The organism is Burkholderia sp. S-53 (genome assembly GCF_025560745.1).
Classification (GTDB): domain Bacteria; phylum Pseudomonadota; class Gammaproteobacteria; order Burkholderiales; family Burkholderiaceae; genus Burkholderia; species Burkholderia pyrrocinia.
Window position 1 is genome coordinate 525,356 of sequence record NZ_CP090482.1, and the last position, 14,924, is coordinate 540,279.

The 14,924-nt window shown below is 63.6% G+C and carries 10 protein-coding genes and 1 pseudogene; 6 read left to right on the top strand and 5 right to left on the bottom strand.

Features of this window, described 5'->3' with window-relative positions; translation table 11 throughout:
• Window positions 1-45 precede the first annotated feature (45 nt).
• The 3 genes from LXM88_RS02120 to LXM88_RS02130 all read right to left on the bottom strand — a co-directional run bounded on the left by LXM88_RS02120 (window position 46) and on the right by LXM88_RS02130 (window position 2,347).
• Window positions 46-909: an alpha/beta fold hydrolase gene (locus tag LXM88_RS02120; RefSeq protein ID WP_262531559.1), complete on the bottom strand. Its 864-nt coding sequence runs from the start codon at window positions 907-909 to the stop codon at window positions 46-48.
• 226 nt (window positions 910-1,135) lie between these two features.
• Window positions 1,136-1,549, bottom strand: a complete 414-nt coding sequence (locus LXM88_RS02125) for a DUF427 domain-containing protein (RefSeq protein ID WP_262531560.1) — start codon at window positions 1,547-1,549, stop codon at window positions 1,136-1,138.
• Window positions 1,550-1,594: 45 nt separating this feature from the next.
• The gene (locus LXM88_RS02130) at window positions 1,595-2,347 is read right to left on the bottom strand and encodes an SDR family NAD(P)-dependent oxidoreductase (protein WP_262531562.1); all 753 of its coding nucleotides are present in this window, start codon (window positions 2,345-2,347) and stop codon (window positions 1,595-1,597) included.
• A 142-nt stretch (window positions 2,348-2,489) separates the two neighbouring features.
• Between LXM88_RS02130 and LXM88_RS02135 the strand changes: the two genes are divergently transcribed.
• The 3 genes from LXM88_RS02135 (at window position 2,490) to LXM88_RS02145 (ending at window position 5,788) form a co-directional block, all read left to right on the top strand.
• Window positions 2,490-3,371: a LysR family transcriptional regulator gene (locus tag LXM88_RS02135; RefSeq protein ID WP_262531564.1), complete on the top strand. Its 882-nt coding sequence runs from the start codon at window positions 2,490-2,492 to the stop codon at window positions 3,369-3,371.
• A gap of 270 nt (window positions 3,372-3,641) precedes the next feature.
• On the top strand, window positions 3,642-4,757 hold the full coding sequence (locus LXM88_RS02140) for an alkene reductase (protein ID WP_262531622.1): 1,116 nt from the start codon (window positions 3,642-3,644) through the stop codon (window positions 4,755-4,757).
• 41 nt (window positions 4,758-4,798) lie between these two features.
• On the top strand, window positions 4,799-5,788 hold the full coding sequence (locus LXM88_RS02145; protein ID WP_262531565.1) for a zinc-dependent alcohol dehydrogenase family protein: 990 nt from the start codon (window positions 4,799-4,801) through the stop codon (window positions 5,786-5,788).
• Window positions 5,789-6,264: 476 nt separating this feature from the next.
• Here LXM88_RS02145 and LXM88_RS02150 read toward each other — a convergent pair whose 3' ends face one another.
• Entirely contained in the window at window positions 6,265-7,059 is a 795-nt protein-coding gene (locus tag LXM88_RS02150; protein ID WP_262531567.1) for an NPP1 family protein, read from the bottom strand.
• Between the two features lie 152 nt (window positions 7,060-7,211).
• Here LXM88_RS02150 and LXM88_RS02155 point away from each other — a divergent pair.
• Both LXM88_RS02155 and LXM88_RS02160 read left to right on the top strand, forming a co-directional pair.
• Window positions 7,212-7,428, top strand: a pseudogene (locus LXM88_RS02155) (hypothetical protein); the annotation flags it as partial.
• Window positions 7,429-7,778: 350 nt separating this feature from the next.
• Window positions 7,779-8,207 carry a transposase gene (locus LXM88_RS02160; protein ID WP_262531569.1) on the top strand — a complete coding sequence of 143 codons (429 nt, stop codon included), beginning with the start codon at window positions 7,779-7,781 and terminating at the stop codon, window positions 8,205-8,207.
• Here the strand turns inward: LXM88_RS02160 and LXM88_RS02165 are convergent.
• Complete coding sequence (locus LXM88_RS02165) at window positions 8,164-8,586, bottom strand: hypothetical protein (protein ID WP_262531571.1); 423 nt, start codon at window positions 8,584-8,586, stop codon at window positions 8,164-8,166. The two genes, LXM88_RS02160 and LXM88_RS02165, sit on opposite strands and share 44 nt — an antisense overlap.
• A gap of 406 nt (window positions 8,587-8,992) precedes the next feature.
• Here LXM88_RS02165 and uvrA point away from each other — a divergent pair, with 406 nt between their 5' ends.
• Window positions 8,993-14,896: an excinuclease ABC subunit UvrA gene (gene uvrA, locus LXM88_RS02170; protein ID WP_262531572.1), complete on the top strand. Its 5,904-nt coding sequence runs from the start codon at window positions 8,993-8,995 to the stop codon at window positions 14,894-14,896.
• Window positions 14,897-14,924: the final 28 nt, after the last annotated feature.

Sequence of the window (14,924 nt, forward strand, 5' to 3'; positions counted from 1 at the left end):
ATGAAACGCCTGAAATGATGTTTGGGCGAGCGGTTTCGATTGGGCTCAGCCGCGTGCCGTGACTTCGGAAAGGAACTGCTCCACGTGCGTGACGAATCGCTCGGGGTACTGATACAGCGAGCCGTGATTCGCATCGGGATAGAGGATCAACTGAGCGTCACGAATGTGTTGCTGCAAAATCCACGAGTTGATCGAGTAAATGATCACGTCGTTGTCGCCGTTAATGACAAGTGTCGGCTGGGTAATCGCCTCCAGATAGGCATAGGGGTTCTCGCGCTGGGCGCCCCACTTGGCTAGCGCGGCCAGTTGCGCGGGTGCGACCTGGTCGTTCGCCTCGGGATCGCGGTTTTCCTTGCGCAGGCGGAACCGGTCCAGGAACGCGCGTCCCGCGGCCTGGCTCGTCGCGGAGGGCGCGAAGTGAACGCGCAGCCAGAGATGGTCGGGCTCGTCGTAGCTCGCGCTGAAAATGTCCTGCGCCTCGGGCGTCAGCGACGCCATGCCTTCGCCGGAACGCGGACCCGTACCGACGAGAATCAGCCGGCGCACGAGTTGAGGCCGCGCAATCGCGAGTTCCTGCGCGATGAGACCGCCCATCGAAAAGCCGAGCACGTCGACCTGCTTCAGCCGCAGCGCGTCAATGAACGCGGCCGCGTTGGCCGCCATTTCCTCGATCGATTCCGGAACGGTGCCCGAGCTGCTGGAAATCCCGGCGTTGTTGAAGAGGATCACTTCACGGTCTTGCGCGAGTCCGTCGGTGACGGCCGGATCCCAGTGGTCCATCGTGCCGGTGAAGTGGATGTTCATTACGAGCGGCACGCCTTGCGGGTTGCCGAAGCGGCGGTACGCAAAACGGATGCCGTTCGCTTCGACGTAGTTCGTGGGGGCGGTTTGGTGGGTATCGTGGTTCATGGCTGCAATCCTTCAAATAGAGAAAACCGAAATTCAGGCCGAGACGCGTATTGCCGTTGCGTGTGGAAGTTGCGCCAGCGTGTTGCCTGCTGGATCTCAATGTAGGTGCTGCGGAACTCGGGATAAAAGACTTTCGAGGCACCGGCCCATGCCTGACAGGCATGGTGGTGAGCGCGTGTCTGTTTGTGCGCCGACCGCCAAGCGGTCGACCGCCATGAACGGAGGGCTAGCGTTTCACGCGAGTCGCCGGCAGTTCCGCGATTGCATCCACACGCTCCGGATAAAACGCGAGATAGCCCCGGATCGGTTCGACGGCTGCATACGGGTTTTCATACATCCAGACGGCGTTCTCGCCGCGATCTCCAGCGGACGGGATGGAGAAATACGCGCAGTCCCCTTTGTACGGGCAGTAGGTCGTGTGGTCGGTACGCTCGAGCCGGGTCATGTCGACGTCCGCCTGCGGAATGTAGAACACGGCCGGATAGCGAGCTTCTCGCAACGTCAACGCATCGTGCGTATCGGCGACGACGATGCCGCCCGCCGTGACCACGACGCGCGACGGATTGCGTTCGATTGTGATGGGATGGTCGGAGTCCGGAATCTTGACGGGTTTGTCGTGGGTGAGGTCGTGGTGGGACATGAGCGTGCTCCTCAAACGAAGGGTGAAAATCAGTGAACGACGCGGTCAACCGGTCGTGGTGGCGACAGTCGGAATGCGAGGCGCCAGGCAAGCCTGTTCGCGGGACAGTTCGGCACTGCCATTGATTTGAACGATTTCACCGGTGATCCAGCGCGCAGCGTCCGATGCGAGGAACGTGACGGCACCGCCAAGGCCGTCCGGCACGGTTCTCCCCGCGTTCGCCGGTTGGCCCGTCGCCGGTGCTATCAAGAGTGCATTGACACGGATGTCGCGCTCGCCGAGCGCGAGGGCAAAGTGTCTCGCCATCGTTTGCACGGCGCCGCCGATAGCCGGGACGTTCGCTCCGCGCGTGGCAGCGGCGGGTGCGACGCAGGGCAGCAGAAACACGACGCTACTGCCGTTGCACATGATCGGAAGCAACTGCTGGAAGAGGAAATACGGCGCACGGACATTGAGCGCGAACTGCCGGGTGAAATCCTCGAAGGACGTGTCACCGGCGGCCGCGTGGGTTCGAATTCCAGCGTTTGCAACGAGAATGTCGAGACGGTCGCCCACGATCCCGCGAACGCGTCGGGCGAGCCGACGCGGACCGTCGGGCGACGCAAGGTCTGCGGCAATCGCATCGGACCGGCTGCCGATTCCCCGGATCTCGGCCACCAGCGACTGCGCGTCAATTGCGCGGTGACAATAGTGAACGATGACCTGCGCGCCCGCTTTCGCGAGCGCCAGCGCCGCAGCACGGCCGATACCGCGCGAAGCGCCTGTCACGATTGCGGTCTTTCCGGCGAGCGTATTCATCGCGCCTCCTTCCGGCTTGTGTCGGACGATTGTCAGCGCGCGATTCGCGCGTCGCTGATCGAACGGAAAGATAGTCTTTGCTTGTCGGCGCAAAAAATACTTTATAAGCTGGCCACCATACTCCCGAGGCATGACTGAAAACATGGAACTGCGACACTTGCGTTATTTCATTGCGGTAGCGGAAGAAGGCAGTTTGACGGTCGCGGCTGAACGACGGCTGCACACCTCCCAGCCTTCGCTGAGCCGTCAGATTCGCGATCTCGAGTATCAGGTCGGTGCGCAGCTGCTGGTGCGCAGCGCCCGGGGCATCGAATTGACCAATGCCGGCCGGGCATTCCTCGATCACGCGCGCCTTGCTCTGGCGCAGGTCGATGCCGCACGCGATGCAGCGCGCCGGGCCGCGCGGCCGTTTAAACCTGTGTTCGCTGTCGGCTTCCTGAGCGGCCAGGAAGTGACCTGGCTCGCCGAAGCGAGCCGCGTGCTCGCGGGCGATTTGCAGAATATCGAAATGACCGTATCGAGCGAGCACTCCCCAGAGCTCGCGGAGGGGCTCTCGACCGGCCGGCTCGACGTTGCATTCATGCGGGCCGAGCCCAACCGCCCGGACGTCGAGTACATCACGGTTGCGCGCGAGCCCTTCGTCGTCGTCATGCCGAGCGACCATCGCCTCACGGCGCACAAGAAGGTCGATGTTCATGAACTTGCCAACGAAACGTTCATCGGCGGATCGGATGTCGCCGGGCCGATGCGCCGGGCCATCGAAATGTATCTGGCTGAGAACGATCTCGACATCGAACCCTCTTACCGCGTCCACAACCTGACCATGGCGATGTCTTTGATCGCGTCGACGAGGGGCGTTGCGCTGTTGCCGGCTTATGCGGAGAACTTCCTGCCCTGGTCGGTGACGAGCCGCCCACTCAAAGGCGAAGCACCGACGATCGAACTGGTGGTCGGATATAACCGGACCAATCGCTCGCCAACGCTCGAACTCTTTCTTTCGCGTATCGACCAGATCAAAAAATAAGGTCTCGAGTCAAACCGTTCGCCTCCCACCGATGCCCGGCGTGCCGCTAGCCCTTGCTGGCGGGTATCGCACGGAAGCCATGCCTCGCAGGCATGCATCCCAGCCTGGAAAGTCTTTCAACTTTTCGCCGTGAATCGCTAGATTGCCCATCAGACGGCGTCGCGACGATGAGTCTCCTCCAACGACTGTGGGGTGTTTCGTGTCCCCCATGCCTGGGGTCGATCGTCACGAATGGCGCGTCGCTACCTCCGCAACGCTCCAGGAAAAACCATGACACACTTGTTTACCCCGAAAAAACTCGGCGCATATTCGCTCTCGCATCGCGTCGTTCTGGCACCGATGACCCGCCTGCGCACGATCCAGCCGGGCGATATTCCGAGCCTGATGATGGCCGACTTCTACGGTCAGCGCGCGTCCGCCGGCGGCCTCGAAATCGTCGAAGGCGTCAGCATTTCCATGACGGCCCGTTCGTATCTCGGCGCGGCAAGCTTCTATCACGACGGCCAGGTCGAAGGCTGGAAGGCGATCGCCAACGCGGTTCACGCCAAGGGAGGCCGGGTCTTCATGCAACTGATCCACGGAGGGCGTCAAAGCCACGTCGAAATGACGGGCGGCGTCGCGCCGGTCGCCCCGTCGGTCGTGCCGTTCGAAGGCGTTGCGCTCACCAGGGACGGCTTCGTGCCGGTCTCGCCCCATCGCGCGCTCGGGATCGACGAGATTCCAGGTGTCATCGAGGAATTCCGCGTCGCGGCGCAACGCGCGCTGGATGCCGGATTCGATGGCGTCGAGTTGCACGGCGCGAACGGGTATCTCGTCGACCAGTTCATCCAGGACGGTAGCAACAAGCGCACGGACGCTTACGGCGGCCCGATCGAAAACCGTGTCCGGTTCCTGCGCGAAGCGGTTGACGCGCTGATTTCGGTGTGGGGTGCGGACCGCGTGGGCGTGCGCATCTCGCCATCGGGAGAGTGGGGCGACATCTCCGACAGCAACCCGGAAGCGACATTCGGTTATGTCGCCCGCATGCTCGATGAGTACAAGATCGCTTATCTGCACGTGATCGAACCGCGTATCAAAGGTGACGACACGCTTCATGAAGGGCACGCGCCAGTCGCAGCGAAGTACCTTCGCGAACACTTCTCCGGGCCGATCATCGCGGCCGGCGGCTTCGATGGCGAAAGCGCGGAAACCATCATTGCGTCCGGCGATGCGGATCTCGTCGCGTTCGGCCGGTACTTTTCGTCGAACCCCGACCTGCCTTATCGGCTCCAGCACAAACTGCCGCTGACGCCCTATGTCCGCGCGGCTTTCTGGGGCGGCGACGAAAAGCACTATTCGGATTTCCCCGCTTATCAGCCGGCGCAGCAGCCCGAAACGACCGTGTAATTCGCGTGGTACTCAACGATCAATCGACGCAGGAGAACGTAATGTCTCGAACAGTCAGATTTGCAAACGCAGGTGGCCCGGACGTGCTTCAGTTCGTGGACGAACCGGCACACTCCCCGATGTCCGGTGAAGTCCGCATCAAGGTCAAAGCGATCGGTATCAATCGTGCGGAATCGATGTGGCGCAACGACCAGTACATCGAGCCCGTCAATTTTCCGGCCGGGTTGGGATACGAGGCGGCGGGCATTGTCGATACGGTGGGCGCGGATGTCACCAGCTTCGCGCCAGGCGACGAGGTGAATGTGATTCCGTCGTTCTCGATGAATCAGTACTTCACTTACGGCGAAGTCATCGTGGTGCCGGAATACGCGGTCACCCGGCATCCGAAATCACTGTCGTTCGCCGAGGCCGCGTCGGTGTGGATGATGTTCGTCACCGCGTACGGCGCGCTGATCGAGGATGCAAAGGTCACCCATGGCGATTTCGTTGTCGTGCCGGCCGCGTCGAGCAGTGTCGGGCTGGCCGCGATCCAGATTGCGAATTTCGCCGGGGCGACGTCGATCGCGGTCACGCGTCACGCTGACAAGCGGCAGCCATTGCTCGATGCAGGTGCAGCGCACGTTATCGTGACGGACGAGGCGGATCTTGTCGACGAGATCATGCGCATAACCGGTGGAAAGGGTGCGCGCGTTGCGTTCGATCCCGTTGGCGGTCCCAACTTTTCCAAACTGATCTCGGCGCTGTCTTTCCAGGGCATCGCGTATCTCTACGGCGCGCTCGACGAGCGCGTGACGACGCTGCCCGTGTTGGAGATGATCGCCAAAATGATTTCGGTGAAGGCGCACAATATCTGGCTGACGAGTGGCGACCCGGCACGCCGGAAGGCCGCAATCGAATTTGTGCGAAACGGGCTCGAAAGTGGTGCGCTCAAGCCGGTCATCGACCGTACGTTCGCATTCGACGAGATAGTCGAGGCGCACCGCTACCTTGAAACAAATGGGCAGTTTGGAAAGATCGTGGTAACGGTTTGATCGGCGAGTCGACTCCGGCTGGTGGTGAGACGGGCCCTGATGTTAGCGTCCGTTATGGTGGGAGTTGCAGACGTTCGTTTGGTCAACGATGGACGTCTGCAACTGGCCGAACCCGATCGGTTGCCGTTCCGGCCGCTCGCGACGTGCTCAACCGATTGCGGATTCAACCGGTTGATGCAATAGCGAGAGGGAATCGTTCAGCCGGTGTATCGAAGTTTAGTGTCTTGCGCGGACGTTCGTTGAGCCGCCTGACTCGCAGTGAGGAAGGAACCAACGCCGGGCGCGGCCACCCCCGGGCGTCAGGGCGACACAGGCACGTTCCCCCTTTAGCAGCCTTCCCCATGCGTCGAGTTTATGATTGGCCGTGAAAGCGGCGGTCGCTGGAATCGTCCGATTGGTTGCACAACCCGCCTATTCCCTCGGGCACCGCTTTCCTTTGGGGCGCCGCCTTCCAGGCAATCCGTGAGGAGCTCCATTTATCTTGGTTGAGATGCCTCTACGCTCGCTTGAGTGAACTGCGGATATCCGGATGGCTTCCAGTCATTCAAGAACTTCAAAAAGGTTTGATCTTTTACCTTGATACTTGCCTTCCCGTAGTCAAACGCATTCAGGCGTTCCCTCATATTATTGTTGGTTACCCCATCACCCTTGAGTTCATACCAGGTCACAATATCGGGTGTTACCCAATATCGATAATGATTTTCCGGAAGCTCATTCGGCTTCGCAAAACGGAAGCAATGTGTCAACCCGCCATCCTTGTGGTAAACAAATTTAACATTATTCCCTTGCATCGGTAATTCATTGAATGGCCTTGCGTACATGTTGCCATGACAGCTATGACTCGCATGAGTGATATTTCCATTCAGAGTCCAGATTGCCACAGTCTCCCAGTCATGTCGATGCCCACCAAATGCACCGCTTCCATGCACCACCTGATCTTTTTCAAAATACATATCGTAAACGTGCGCACAATATGTGCCACCCGACCCTGGCAAGCAAGCATATCGATGCAGTGTGTTCGCAAAATTCAGGAACCCCGCGTCGTGACAGCTACCATTAATCGCCCCCGATGTTTTCAGTCCTGGATTTTGTCTGCCATCCCTGCCGATTCCCGCCGCTGGGTAACATCCATCTCCATCAAAATCAAATACCGGCTCCAGGCCATTTATAGCCCCGTTGCTCGGCAATGCCTTATCGAGCCTGGGGAGTTTATCTGCATAAGCAGAACTCAAAACCAATCCAAAAAATATCGCAACTATAATATTTCTCATTCATAACCCCGTGCAAAAAAATCATTAATGCAATCGAATATAAATGACGATCAAACAAAAGCGACAAATATTTTGATTAGTCTATGAATTCCACCTCCTGCGGATAGCTGATTTATTGGGCTCGGCGGTCATCGATGAGGTAGCCGAGGACGTTGCAGCAGAGGCTCAAGGAACGCACCCGCGACGCTGCGGCGGCAGATCCGTTTGCGGAAGCGGAAAGCGCTCGCAAGAAGCGTGTGACGAAGCGGTAGCATTTCTTAGTGAAACTAAAGAAGCCCGTGCGATGGCCGGCGTTTGCTGGCGGCCATCAAACCGTACTACCCGAAGGACAGGCGAGGCCGGCCATCGATTGGCCTCGACGAGTTGCTGTAGCGAATATTTGCAACATCCATGACGACGGATCGACGGAAAAGTCACAATTGGAGCCGGAAATTTCCGAATCTTCGCGAGGCATGCCTGCACGCGTCACCCGGGGGCACCTCGAAAAACCGCGCGGGGCGGACAGATGATCGATGCCGGCATTGTGCCGGTGCCCAGGCAGACGCTGACCAAGGACGAGAAGGACATGGTTCAGCAGGACGCGATGCCGGCCGAGTGGTCGCCATCGAAGCGGCGGTAGAAGGACGTGCAAGCGCGCTGGACCAAGAAGCACTGCAGGAGCTACTTCGGCTGCAAGCTGCTCCAGCAGCGCGGGCCGGCGCCACAAGCTGATCCGCCGTATGCACGCGAGCACGGCAAGCGAGCACGACACCTTGCACTTCGAGCGGGCGCTTGACACCGGCAGCACCAGCCGCGATGTCTGGGCCGACAACGGGTACGTCGACGGCGAGTGCGAGCAGCGCCTGGGCAAAACGGGATGGCGACTGCATATCCAGCGCAAGGGCCAGCCCGGCAAGCCGTTGTCGGAATGCCAAGAGCGGCGCAACCGGCGCATCGCCAAGCCCCGCGCCCGTGTCGAGCATGTGTTCGCCGCCGTGGGGCAGATGGGCGGCAAGATGCTGCGCTCGATGGGCTTGGCGCGGGCGACGCTACACTTGAACTGGAAGGCCGCCGTGTACAACCTGCGGCGCCTGTGCTCGCTGATGGAGGTGGGCCACCGGCCGTTCAATCCACTATCAGTCGCCAGGTGTCTTCATCGCAAAGGCTGACGGTCTTTCGATTTTCATACCACCCGGTCACCATCGGCAGGGATGCAATGACGTCTGGAATTCCCTCTGGAAATTCCACGAGGCAAATCGTTTTCCAGCCGTGCGGCACCTCCCCAAATGGCTTGGCATATTGCTGCGTTACTGCAACGATGGCGCAGCGTGTCTTTGTCACGGACTTCGGGGCGCCCGTCGGAAAGGCAACGTTGAACACCTTGCCTATTGGAATGTCGGCGTAAGCAAACGAAATAAACAGAACCTCGCAGTTTGCGGGCCGTTCCGTTGGAAGTGCGCTCTGCACGTGAAACAGGACTGTCGGTGAGGCGCGCCCCTCAACCGCGAGCACGCGCTCGCTCAAAGGTACGTCGCTTTCCTGGCGCACGCGTGGGCTCCCTGCAGATTGGACTTTTGAGCGACATCTCGTCCGGCATTGTCAACGATTCGAACGGCTGCGTCGAACGTCTCTTCCTGGCCGACCAGAGACTGCTCCCACCTCCGTCAGACTCACGATTGCCGCGTCAAGGCCCGCGCACAGTGCGACAAAACAATAGCCAACCCTTTGATTCCTGAGCATGTCGCAGTCCCACTCCCTCAGGGTCCCTTCGCCCACCTGCCCATGCCGCCCTCAGGGCTTTCATGGAAAACTGTATGAATATACAGTATAGTACCCGTCGAAATCGAGCCGCCCAGGTGCGACCCTGGGCGGCGCGTGCGCCGCGCCTGCGGGCATCCGCCGCAGCGTTCCGGCACCGTGAACTCTGGCTAACTCATTCAGACGGGCAGGCAAATTGTCATCCAGCAATCTGATCCGCATTCGCGGAGCACGTCAGCACAACCTCAAGAATCTCGATCTCGACCTGCGCACCGGCGAAATGACGGTTGTCACCGGCCCGTCGGGCTCCGGCAAGTCGAGTCTCGTGTTCGACACGCTGTACGCGGAAGGCCAGCGGCGTTACGTCGAGACGTTCAGCGCGTACGCGCGGCAGTTCCTCGACCGGATGGACCGCCCGCAGGTCGAGCGCGTCGACGGCGTGCCGCCCGCGATCGCGATCGACCAGACCAACCCGGTGCGCAGCTCGCGCTCGACCGTCGGCACGATGACCGAGCTGAACGATCACCTGAAGCTGCTGTACGCGCGCGCGGCCGAGCTGTTCGACCGCAAGACCGCGCGGCGGGTGCGGCACGACACGCCGGAGACGATCTACGCGGAACTCGTCGCGCGCACGCAGGCGGACGATCCGCGCGTCGTCGTCACGTTCCCGGTCGAGCTGCCGGAAACCGCGTCCGACGACGAAATCACGCAGTGGCTGTCCGCGAGCGGCTACACGCGCGTGCAGGCGCGGCGCGAAGTCGAGTCGCCCACCGGGCCGCGCAAGGTGCTCGACGTGGTGGCCGACCGGTTCCGCGTGCAGCAGGCCGACAAGGTGCGGGTCGTCGAGGCGATCGAGGCGTCGCTGAAGCGCGGCGGCGGGCGCGTGAACGTCTACGTGCTCGCCGCGGAACCGGAAAACGCGGTCGGCGCGGCCGCGGAGCCGCAGGTGTGGCGCTTCTCCACCGGGCTGCATGATCCCGACAGCGACCTGCGCTACGCGGAGCCGCAGGCGGCGCTGTTCTCGTTCAACTCGGCGTATGGCGCGTGCGAAACCTGCCGCGGCTTCGGCCGCGTGATCGGCGTCGATCTCGGCCTCGTGATCCCCGACGCGCGCAAGACGCTGCGCGGCGGCGCGATCAAGCCGATGCAGACGCCCGCATGGAAGGAGTGCCAGGACGACCTGATGCGCTACGCGGCGAAGGCCGACATCCGGCGCGACGTGCCGTGGGCCGAGCTGACGGACGCCGAGCGCGACTGGGTCGTCAACGGTTCGCCGGACTGGAACGGCAAGTGGCAGAGCCAGTGGTACGGCGTGAAGCGCTTCTTCGGCTACCTCGAATCGAAAGCGTACAAGATGCATATCCGCGTGCTGCTGTCGAAATACCGCAGCTACACGCCGTGCGACGTGTGCGGCGGCGCGCGCCTGAAGACGGAATCGCTGCAATGGCGGCTCGGCTCGAAAGAGAATGCCGACGGCGTGCTCGCGCCGGCCCATCGTTTCATGCCGCGCGGCGTCGACTGGAACCGCGCGCAGCTTGAAGCGCTGCCGGGCCTGACCGTGCACGACCTGATGCTGCTGCCGATCGAGCGCATCCGCCGTTTCTTCGACGAGGTCAGCCTGCCGAGCGCGCTGCTCGACGATGCGCTGAAGCTGCTGCTCGCCGAAGTGCGCACGCGCCTGAAATACCTGTGCGACGTGGGGCTCGGCTACCTGACGCTCGACCGGCAGAGCCGCACGCTGTCGGGCGGCGAGGTGCAGCGGATCAACCTGACGACGGCGCTCGGCACGTCGCTCACGAAAACCCTGTTCGTGCTCGACGAACCGAGCATCGGGCTGCATCCGCGCGATCTCACGCGGATCGTCGAGGCGATGCAGCGGCTGCGTGACGCGGGCAATACGCTGGTCGTCGTCGAACACGATCCGTCGGTGATGCTCGCGGCCGACCGGCTGATCGACATGGGCCCCGGCCCGGGCGAGCGCGGCGGCACGATCGTCTACGACGGCACGCCGGGCGACATCCGTTCGGCGCATACGCTGACCGGCGAATACCTCGGCGGCCGCAAGCATGTCGCGCACGCATCGAACTGGGCGCGCCGGCCGGTCGATGCGGATACGCCGCGCATCGTGCTCGACGGCGCGAGCGAACACAACCTGCGCGACGTGACGGTCGAGATTCCGCTGCAGCGCCTCGTCTGCGTGACGGGCGTGTCCGGTTCCGGCAAATCCACGCTGCTGCAGGACGTGCTCTATCCGGCGATGGCGCGGCACCACGGCAAGGCGACCGAGTCGCCGGGCGCGTACCGCAGCCTGACGGGCGCCGACCAGGTGGGCGATGTCGTATTCGTCGACCAGTCGCCGATCGGCAAGACCACGCGTTCGAACCCGGCGAGCTACGTCGGCGCGTTCGACGAAATCCGCAAGCTGTTCGCGAAGGCGCCGCTCGCGCTGCAACGCGGCTATGGCGCCGGCACGTTCAGCTTCAACTCGGGCGACGGCCGTTGCCCGACCTGCGGCGGCTCGGGTTTCGAGCATATCGAGATGCAGTTCCTGAGCGACGTCTACCTGCGCTGCCCGGACTGCGACGGCAGCCGCTACCGCGCCGAGATTCTCGAAGTGCGCATCGAGCGCGACGGCCGCGCGCTGAGCATCGCCGACGTGCTCGACCTGACCGTCAGCGAAGCCGCCGCGTTCTTTGCGACCGATGCCGAGGTGCTGCGCGTGCTGCAGCCGATCGTCGACGTCGGGCTCGAATACGTGAAGCTCGGCCAGCCGGTGCCGACGCTGTCGGGCGGCGAAGCGCAGCGCCTGAAGCTGGCCGGTTTCCTCGCCGAATCCGCGGCGGCGGTCAACGGCCGCCGGGTTGTCACGGAAGAGGCGCGCGTCGCGCGTGCGAAGTTGTTCATGTTCGACGAGCCGACCACCGGGCTGCACTTCGACGACATCGCGAAGCTGATGCTGGCGTTCGGCAAGCTGCTCGCGGCCGGCCATTCGCTGATCGTGATCGAGCACAACCTCGACGTGATCCGCGCGGCCGACTGGCTGATCGATCTCGGCCCGGAAGGCGGCGACGGCGGCGGCCTCGTGCTGTGCGCGGGCACGCCCGCCGACGTGAAGGCCTGCGCCGAGTCGCATACGGGCGTGGCGTTGCTGCAATACGACCGCGCGATGGATGCCGAAGCACCGCTCGCCGACGAAGGCGTGCCGTTGCAGACCGTGCTGAACGCGGCGCGCGAGCGCCGTGCGATCGAAGGCGAGGACGTCGTGCGGATCGTCAACGCGCGCGAGCACAACCTGAAGTCGCTCGACGTCGACATCCCACACGGCAAGTTCAACGTGATCACCGGCGTGTCCGGGTCCGGCAAGTCGACGCTCGCGTTCGACATCCTGTTCCACGAAGGCCAGCGCCGCTACCTCGAATCGCTGAATGCGTATGCGCGCTCGATCGTGCAGCCGGCCGGGCGACCGGAAGTCGACGCGGTGTACGGCATTCCGCCGACCGTCGCGATCGAGCAGCGGCTGTCGCGCGGCGGCCGCAAGAGCACGGTCGCGACGACGTCCGAAGTCTGGCACTTCCTGCGGCTGCTGTACGTGAAGCTCGGCCTGCAGCATTGCATCCACGACGGCACGCCGGTCACGTCGCAATCCGTCGAATCGATCGCCGCGCAGTTGCTGCGCGATCATCGCGGCGAACATGTCGGGCTGCTCGCGCCGCTCGTCGTCAACCGCAAGGGCGTGTATACCGATCTCGCGAAGTGGGCGAAGGCGCGCGGCAGCACGCATCTGCGCGTCGACGGCGAGTTCGTCACGGTCGACCCGTGGCCGAAGCTCGACCGCTTCCGCGAGCACACGATCGAGCTGCCGGTCGCCGACATCGTCGTATCGCCGGACAACGAGGCCGAGTTGCGGCGCGTGCTCGACGAGACGCTCGAACTCGGCAAGGGCGTGATGCACCTGCTCGCGCCGCTCGACGGGCTGCACGATGCGATGCAGAACGATCATTCGACCGCGCGGGTCGGCGCGGTCAAGGTGCTGTCGGTCAAGCGTGCGTGCCCGGTGTGCGGCACGAGTTATCCGGAGCTGGACCCGCGGATGTTCTCGTACAACAGCAAGCACGGCTGGTGCACCACCTGCGTCGGCACCGGCGTCACGCTCACGCGCGAACAGCGCGCCGCGTACGACGACACGGTGCTCGCCGAGGACGGCCGCGGCCGCGAACAGACGCTGCCGTCGGACGAGCAGGAACCGGAAGGCGTCGGCAACGAGCCCTGCCCGGATTGCAACGGCACTCGGCTGAACCCGTCCGCGCGCGCGGTCACGTTCGACGCGCATCCGATCGTCGAGGTCGCGCAGTGGACGGTGTCGGACACGCGGCGCTGGATCGACCAGCTGGAACTCACCGGGCGCGACGCGCAGATCGCGCGCGACATCGTCAGCGAGATCGGCAGCCGCCTCGCGTTTCTCGAGGAGGTCGGGCTCGGCTACCTGAGCCTCGACCGCGCGGCGCCGAGCCTGTCGGGCGGCGAAGCGCAGCGCATCCGGCTCGCCGCGCAGCTCGGCAGCAACCTGCAGGGCGTCTGCTACGTGCTCGACGAGCCGACGATCGGCCTGCATCCGCGCGACAACCAGATCCTGCTGGACGCGCTGCGCAAGCTCGGCGACAAGGGCAATACGCTCGTCGTCGTCGAGCATGACGAGGACACGATCCGCCGCGCCGATCACATCATCGACGTCGGCCCGGGCGCCGGCAAGCGCGGCGGCACGCTGGTCGCGCAGGGCGCGGTCGCGGATCTGGCCGCGCAGTCCGATTCGGTGACGGGGCGCCTGCTCGCGCAGCCGATGACGCATCCGCTGCAGCCGCGCCGCAGCGTGAGCCTGCCGGGCAAGAAGGGCGGTGCCATGATGCCGGAGGCGTGGCTGACCGTGCATGGTGCACGGCTGCACAACCTGCGCGACGTGACGGTCGGCATTCCGCTCGCGCGGCTCGTCGCGGTGACGGGCGTCAGCGGGTCGGGCAAGTCGACGCTCGCGCGCGATGTGCTGATGACGAACCTGCTCGACGCGGTCGGCCGCTCGGTGCTGTCGTCGCCGGCCACGCGGCGTGCGCGCAAGGCCGCGCAGCAGGACGCGCCGGCGGCCAACCGCCGCTCGAGCGTGCTCGCGCGCAGCGCGCCGCGGCCGTCGCTGAACGTCACGCATGCGTGGCAGGGCTGCGAGTCGTTGAGCGGCTGGGAGCAGATCGATCGCGTGCTCGAAGTCGATCAGGCGCCAATCGGCAAGACGCCGCGATCGTGCCCGGCTACCTATATCGGCGTGTGGGACACGATCCGCAAGCTGTTCGCGGATACGCTGGAGGCGCGCGCCCGCGGTTATACGGCGTCGCGTTTCTCGTTCAATACCGGCGACGGGCGCTGCCCCGCGTGCGAAGGGCAAGGCGTGCGTACGATCGGCATGAGCTTCCTGCCCGACGTGAAAGTGCCGTGCGACGTGTGCCACGGGCAGCGCTTCAACCCGGAGACGCTCGCGGTTACGTGGCGCGGCCGGAACATCGGCGACGTGCTGACGATGGAGATCGACGAGGCGGTGGAGTTTTTTGCACCGATCTCGAACATCGCGCATCCGCTGCAGCTGATGAAAGATGTCGGGCTCGGCTACCTGACGCTCGGCCAGCCGTCGCCGACGTTGTCCGGCGGTGAGGCGCAGCGCATCAAGCTCGTCACCGAGCTGACGAAGGTGCGCGACGACATCACGCGGCGCGGCCAGAAGGCGCCGCACACGCTGTACGTGCTCGACGAACCGACGGTCGGCCTGCACATGGCGGACGTCGCGAAGCTGATTCGCGTGCTGCACCGGCTGGTCGATGCGGGGCATAGCGTCGTCGTGATCGAGCATGACCTCGACGTGATCGCGGAAGCCGACTGGATCATCGATCTTGGGCCGGAAGGCGGCGTGGGCGGCGGCACGATCGTCGCGGCCGCGCCACCGGAAGCACTCGTGAAGGTGAGCGCGAGCCATACGGGGCAGGCGCTGAAGCCGGTGCTCGCGCGTACGGGGGCGGATGAGGGTGAAGCCGAGCGACAGGGAGAAGCGCGGGTCGGTTGAATGCGGCGCTTTGAATGAGCGGCCCCGG

What these genes read in the sequence shown, in the direction of transcription:
- LXM88_RS02135 (WP_262531564.1), top strand. Translation starts at nt 2,490, where the DNA reads ATGGAACTGCGACACTTGCGTTATTTCATTGCGGTAGCGGAAGAAGGC.
- LXM88_RS02145 (WP_262531565.1), top strand. Translation starts at nt 4,799, where the DNA reads ATGTCTCGAACAGTCAGATTTGCAAACGCAGGTGGCCCGGACGTGCTT.
- LXM88_RS02120 (WP_262531559.1), bottom strand. Translation starts at nt 909, where the DNA reads ATGAACCACGATACCCACCAAACCGCCCCCACGAACTACGTCGAAGCG.
- LXM88_RS02150 (WP_262531567.1), bottom strand. Translation starts at nt 7,059, where the DNA reads ATGAGAAATATTATAGTTGCGATATTTTTTGGATTGGTTTTGAGTTCT.
- LXM88_RS02160 (WP_262531569.1), top strand. Translation starts at nt 7,779, where the DNA reads ATGCACGCGAGCACGGCAAGCGAGCACGACACCTTGCACTTCGAGCGG.
- LXM88_RS02130 (WP_262531562.1), bottom strand. Translation starts at nt 2,347, where the DNA reads ATGAATACGCTCGCCGGAAAGACCGCAATCGTGACAGGCGCTTCGCGC.
- LXM88_RS02140 (WP_262531622.1), top strand. Translation starts at nt 3,642, where the DNA reads ATGACACACTTGTTTACCCCGAAAAAACTCGGCGCATATTCGCTCTCG.
- LXM88_RS02125 (WP_262531560.1), bottom strand. Translation starts at nt 1,549, where the DNA reads ATGTCCCACCACGACCTCACCCACGACAAACCCGTCAAGATTCCGGAC.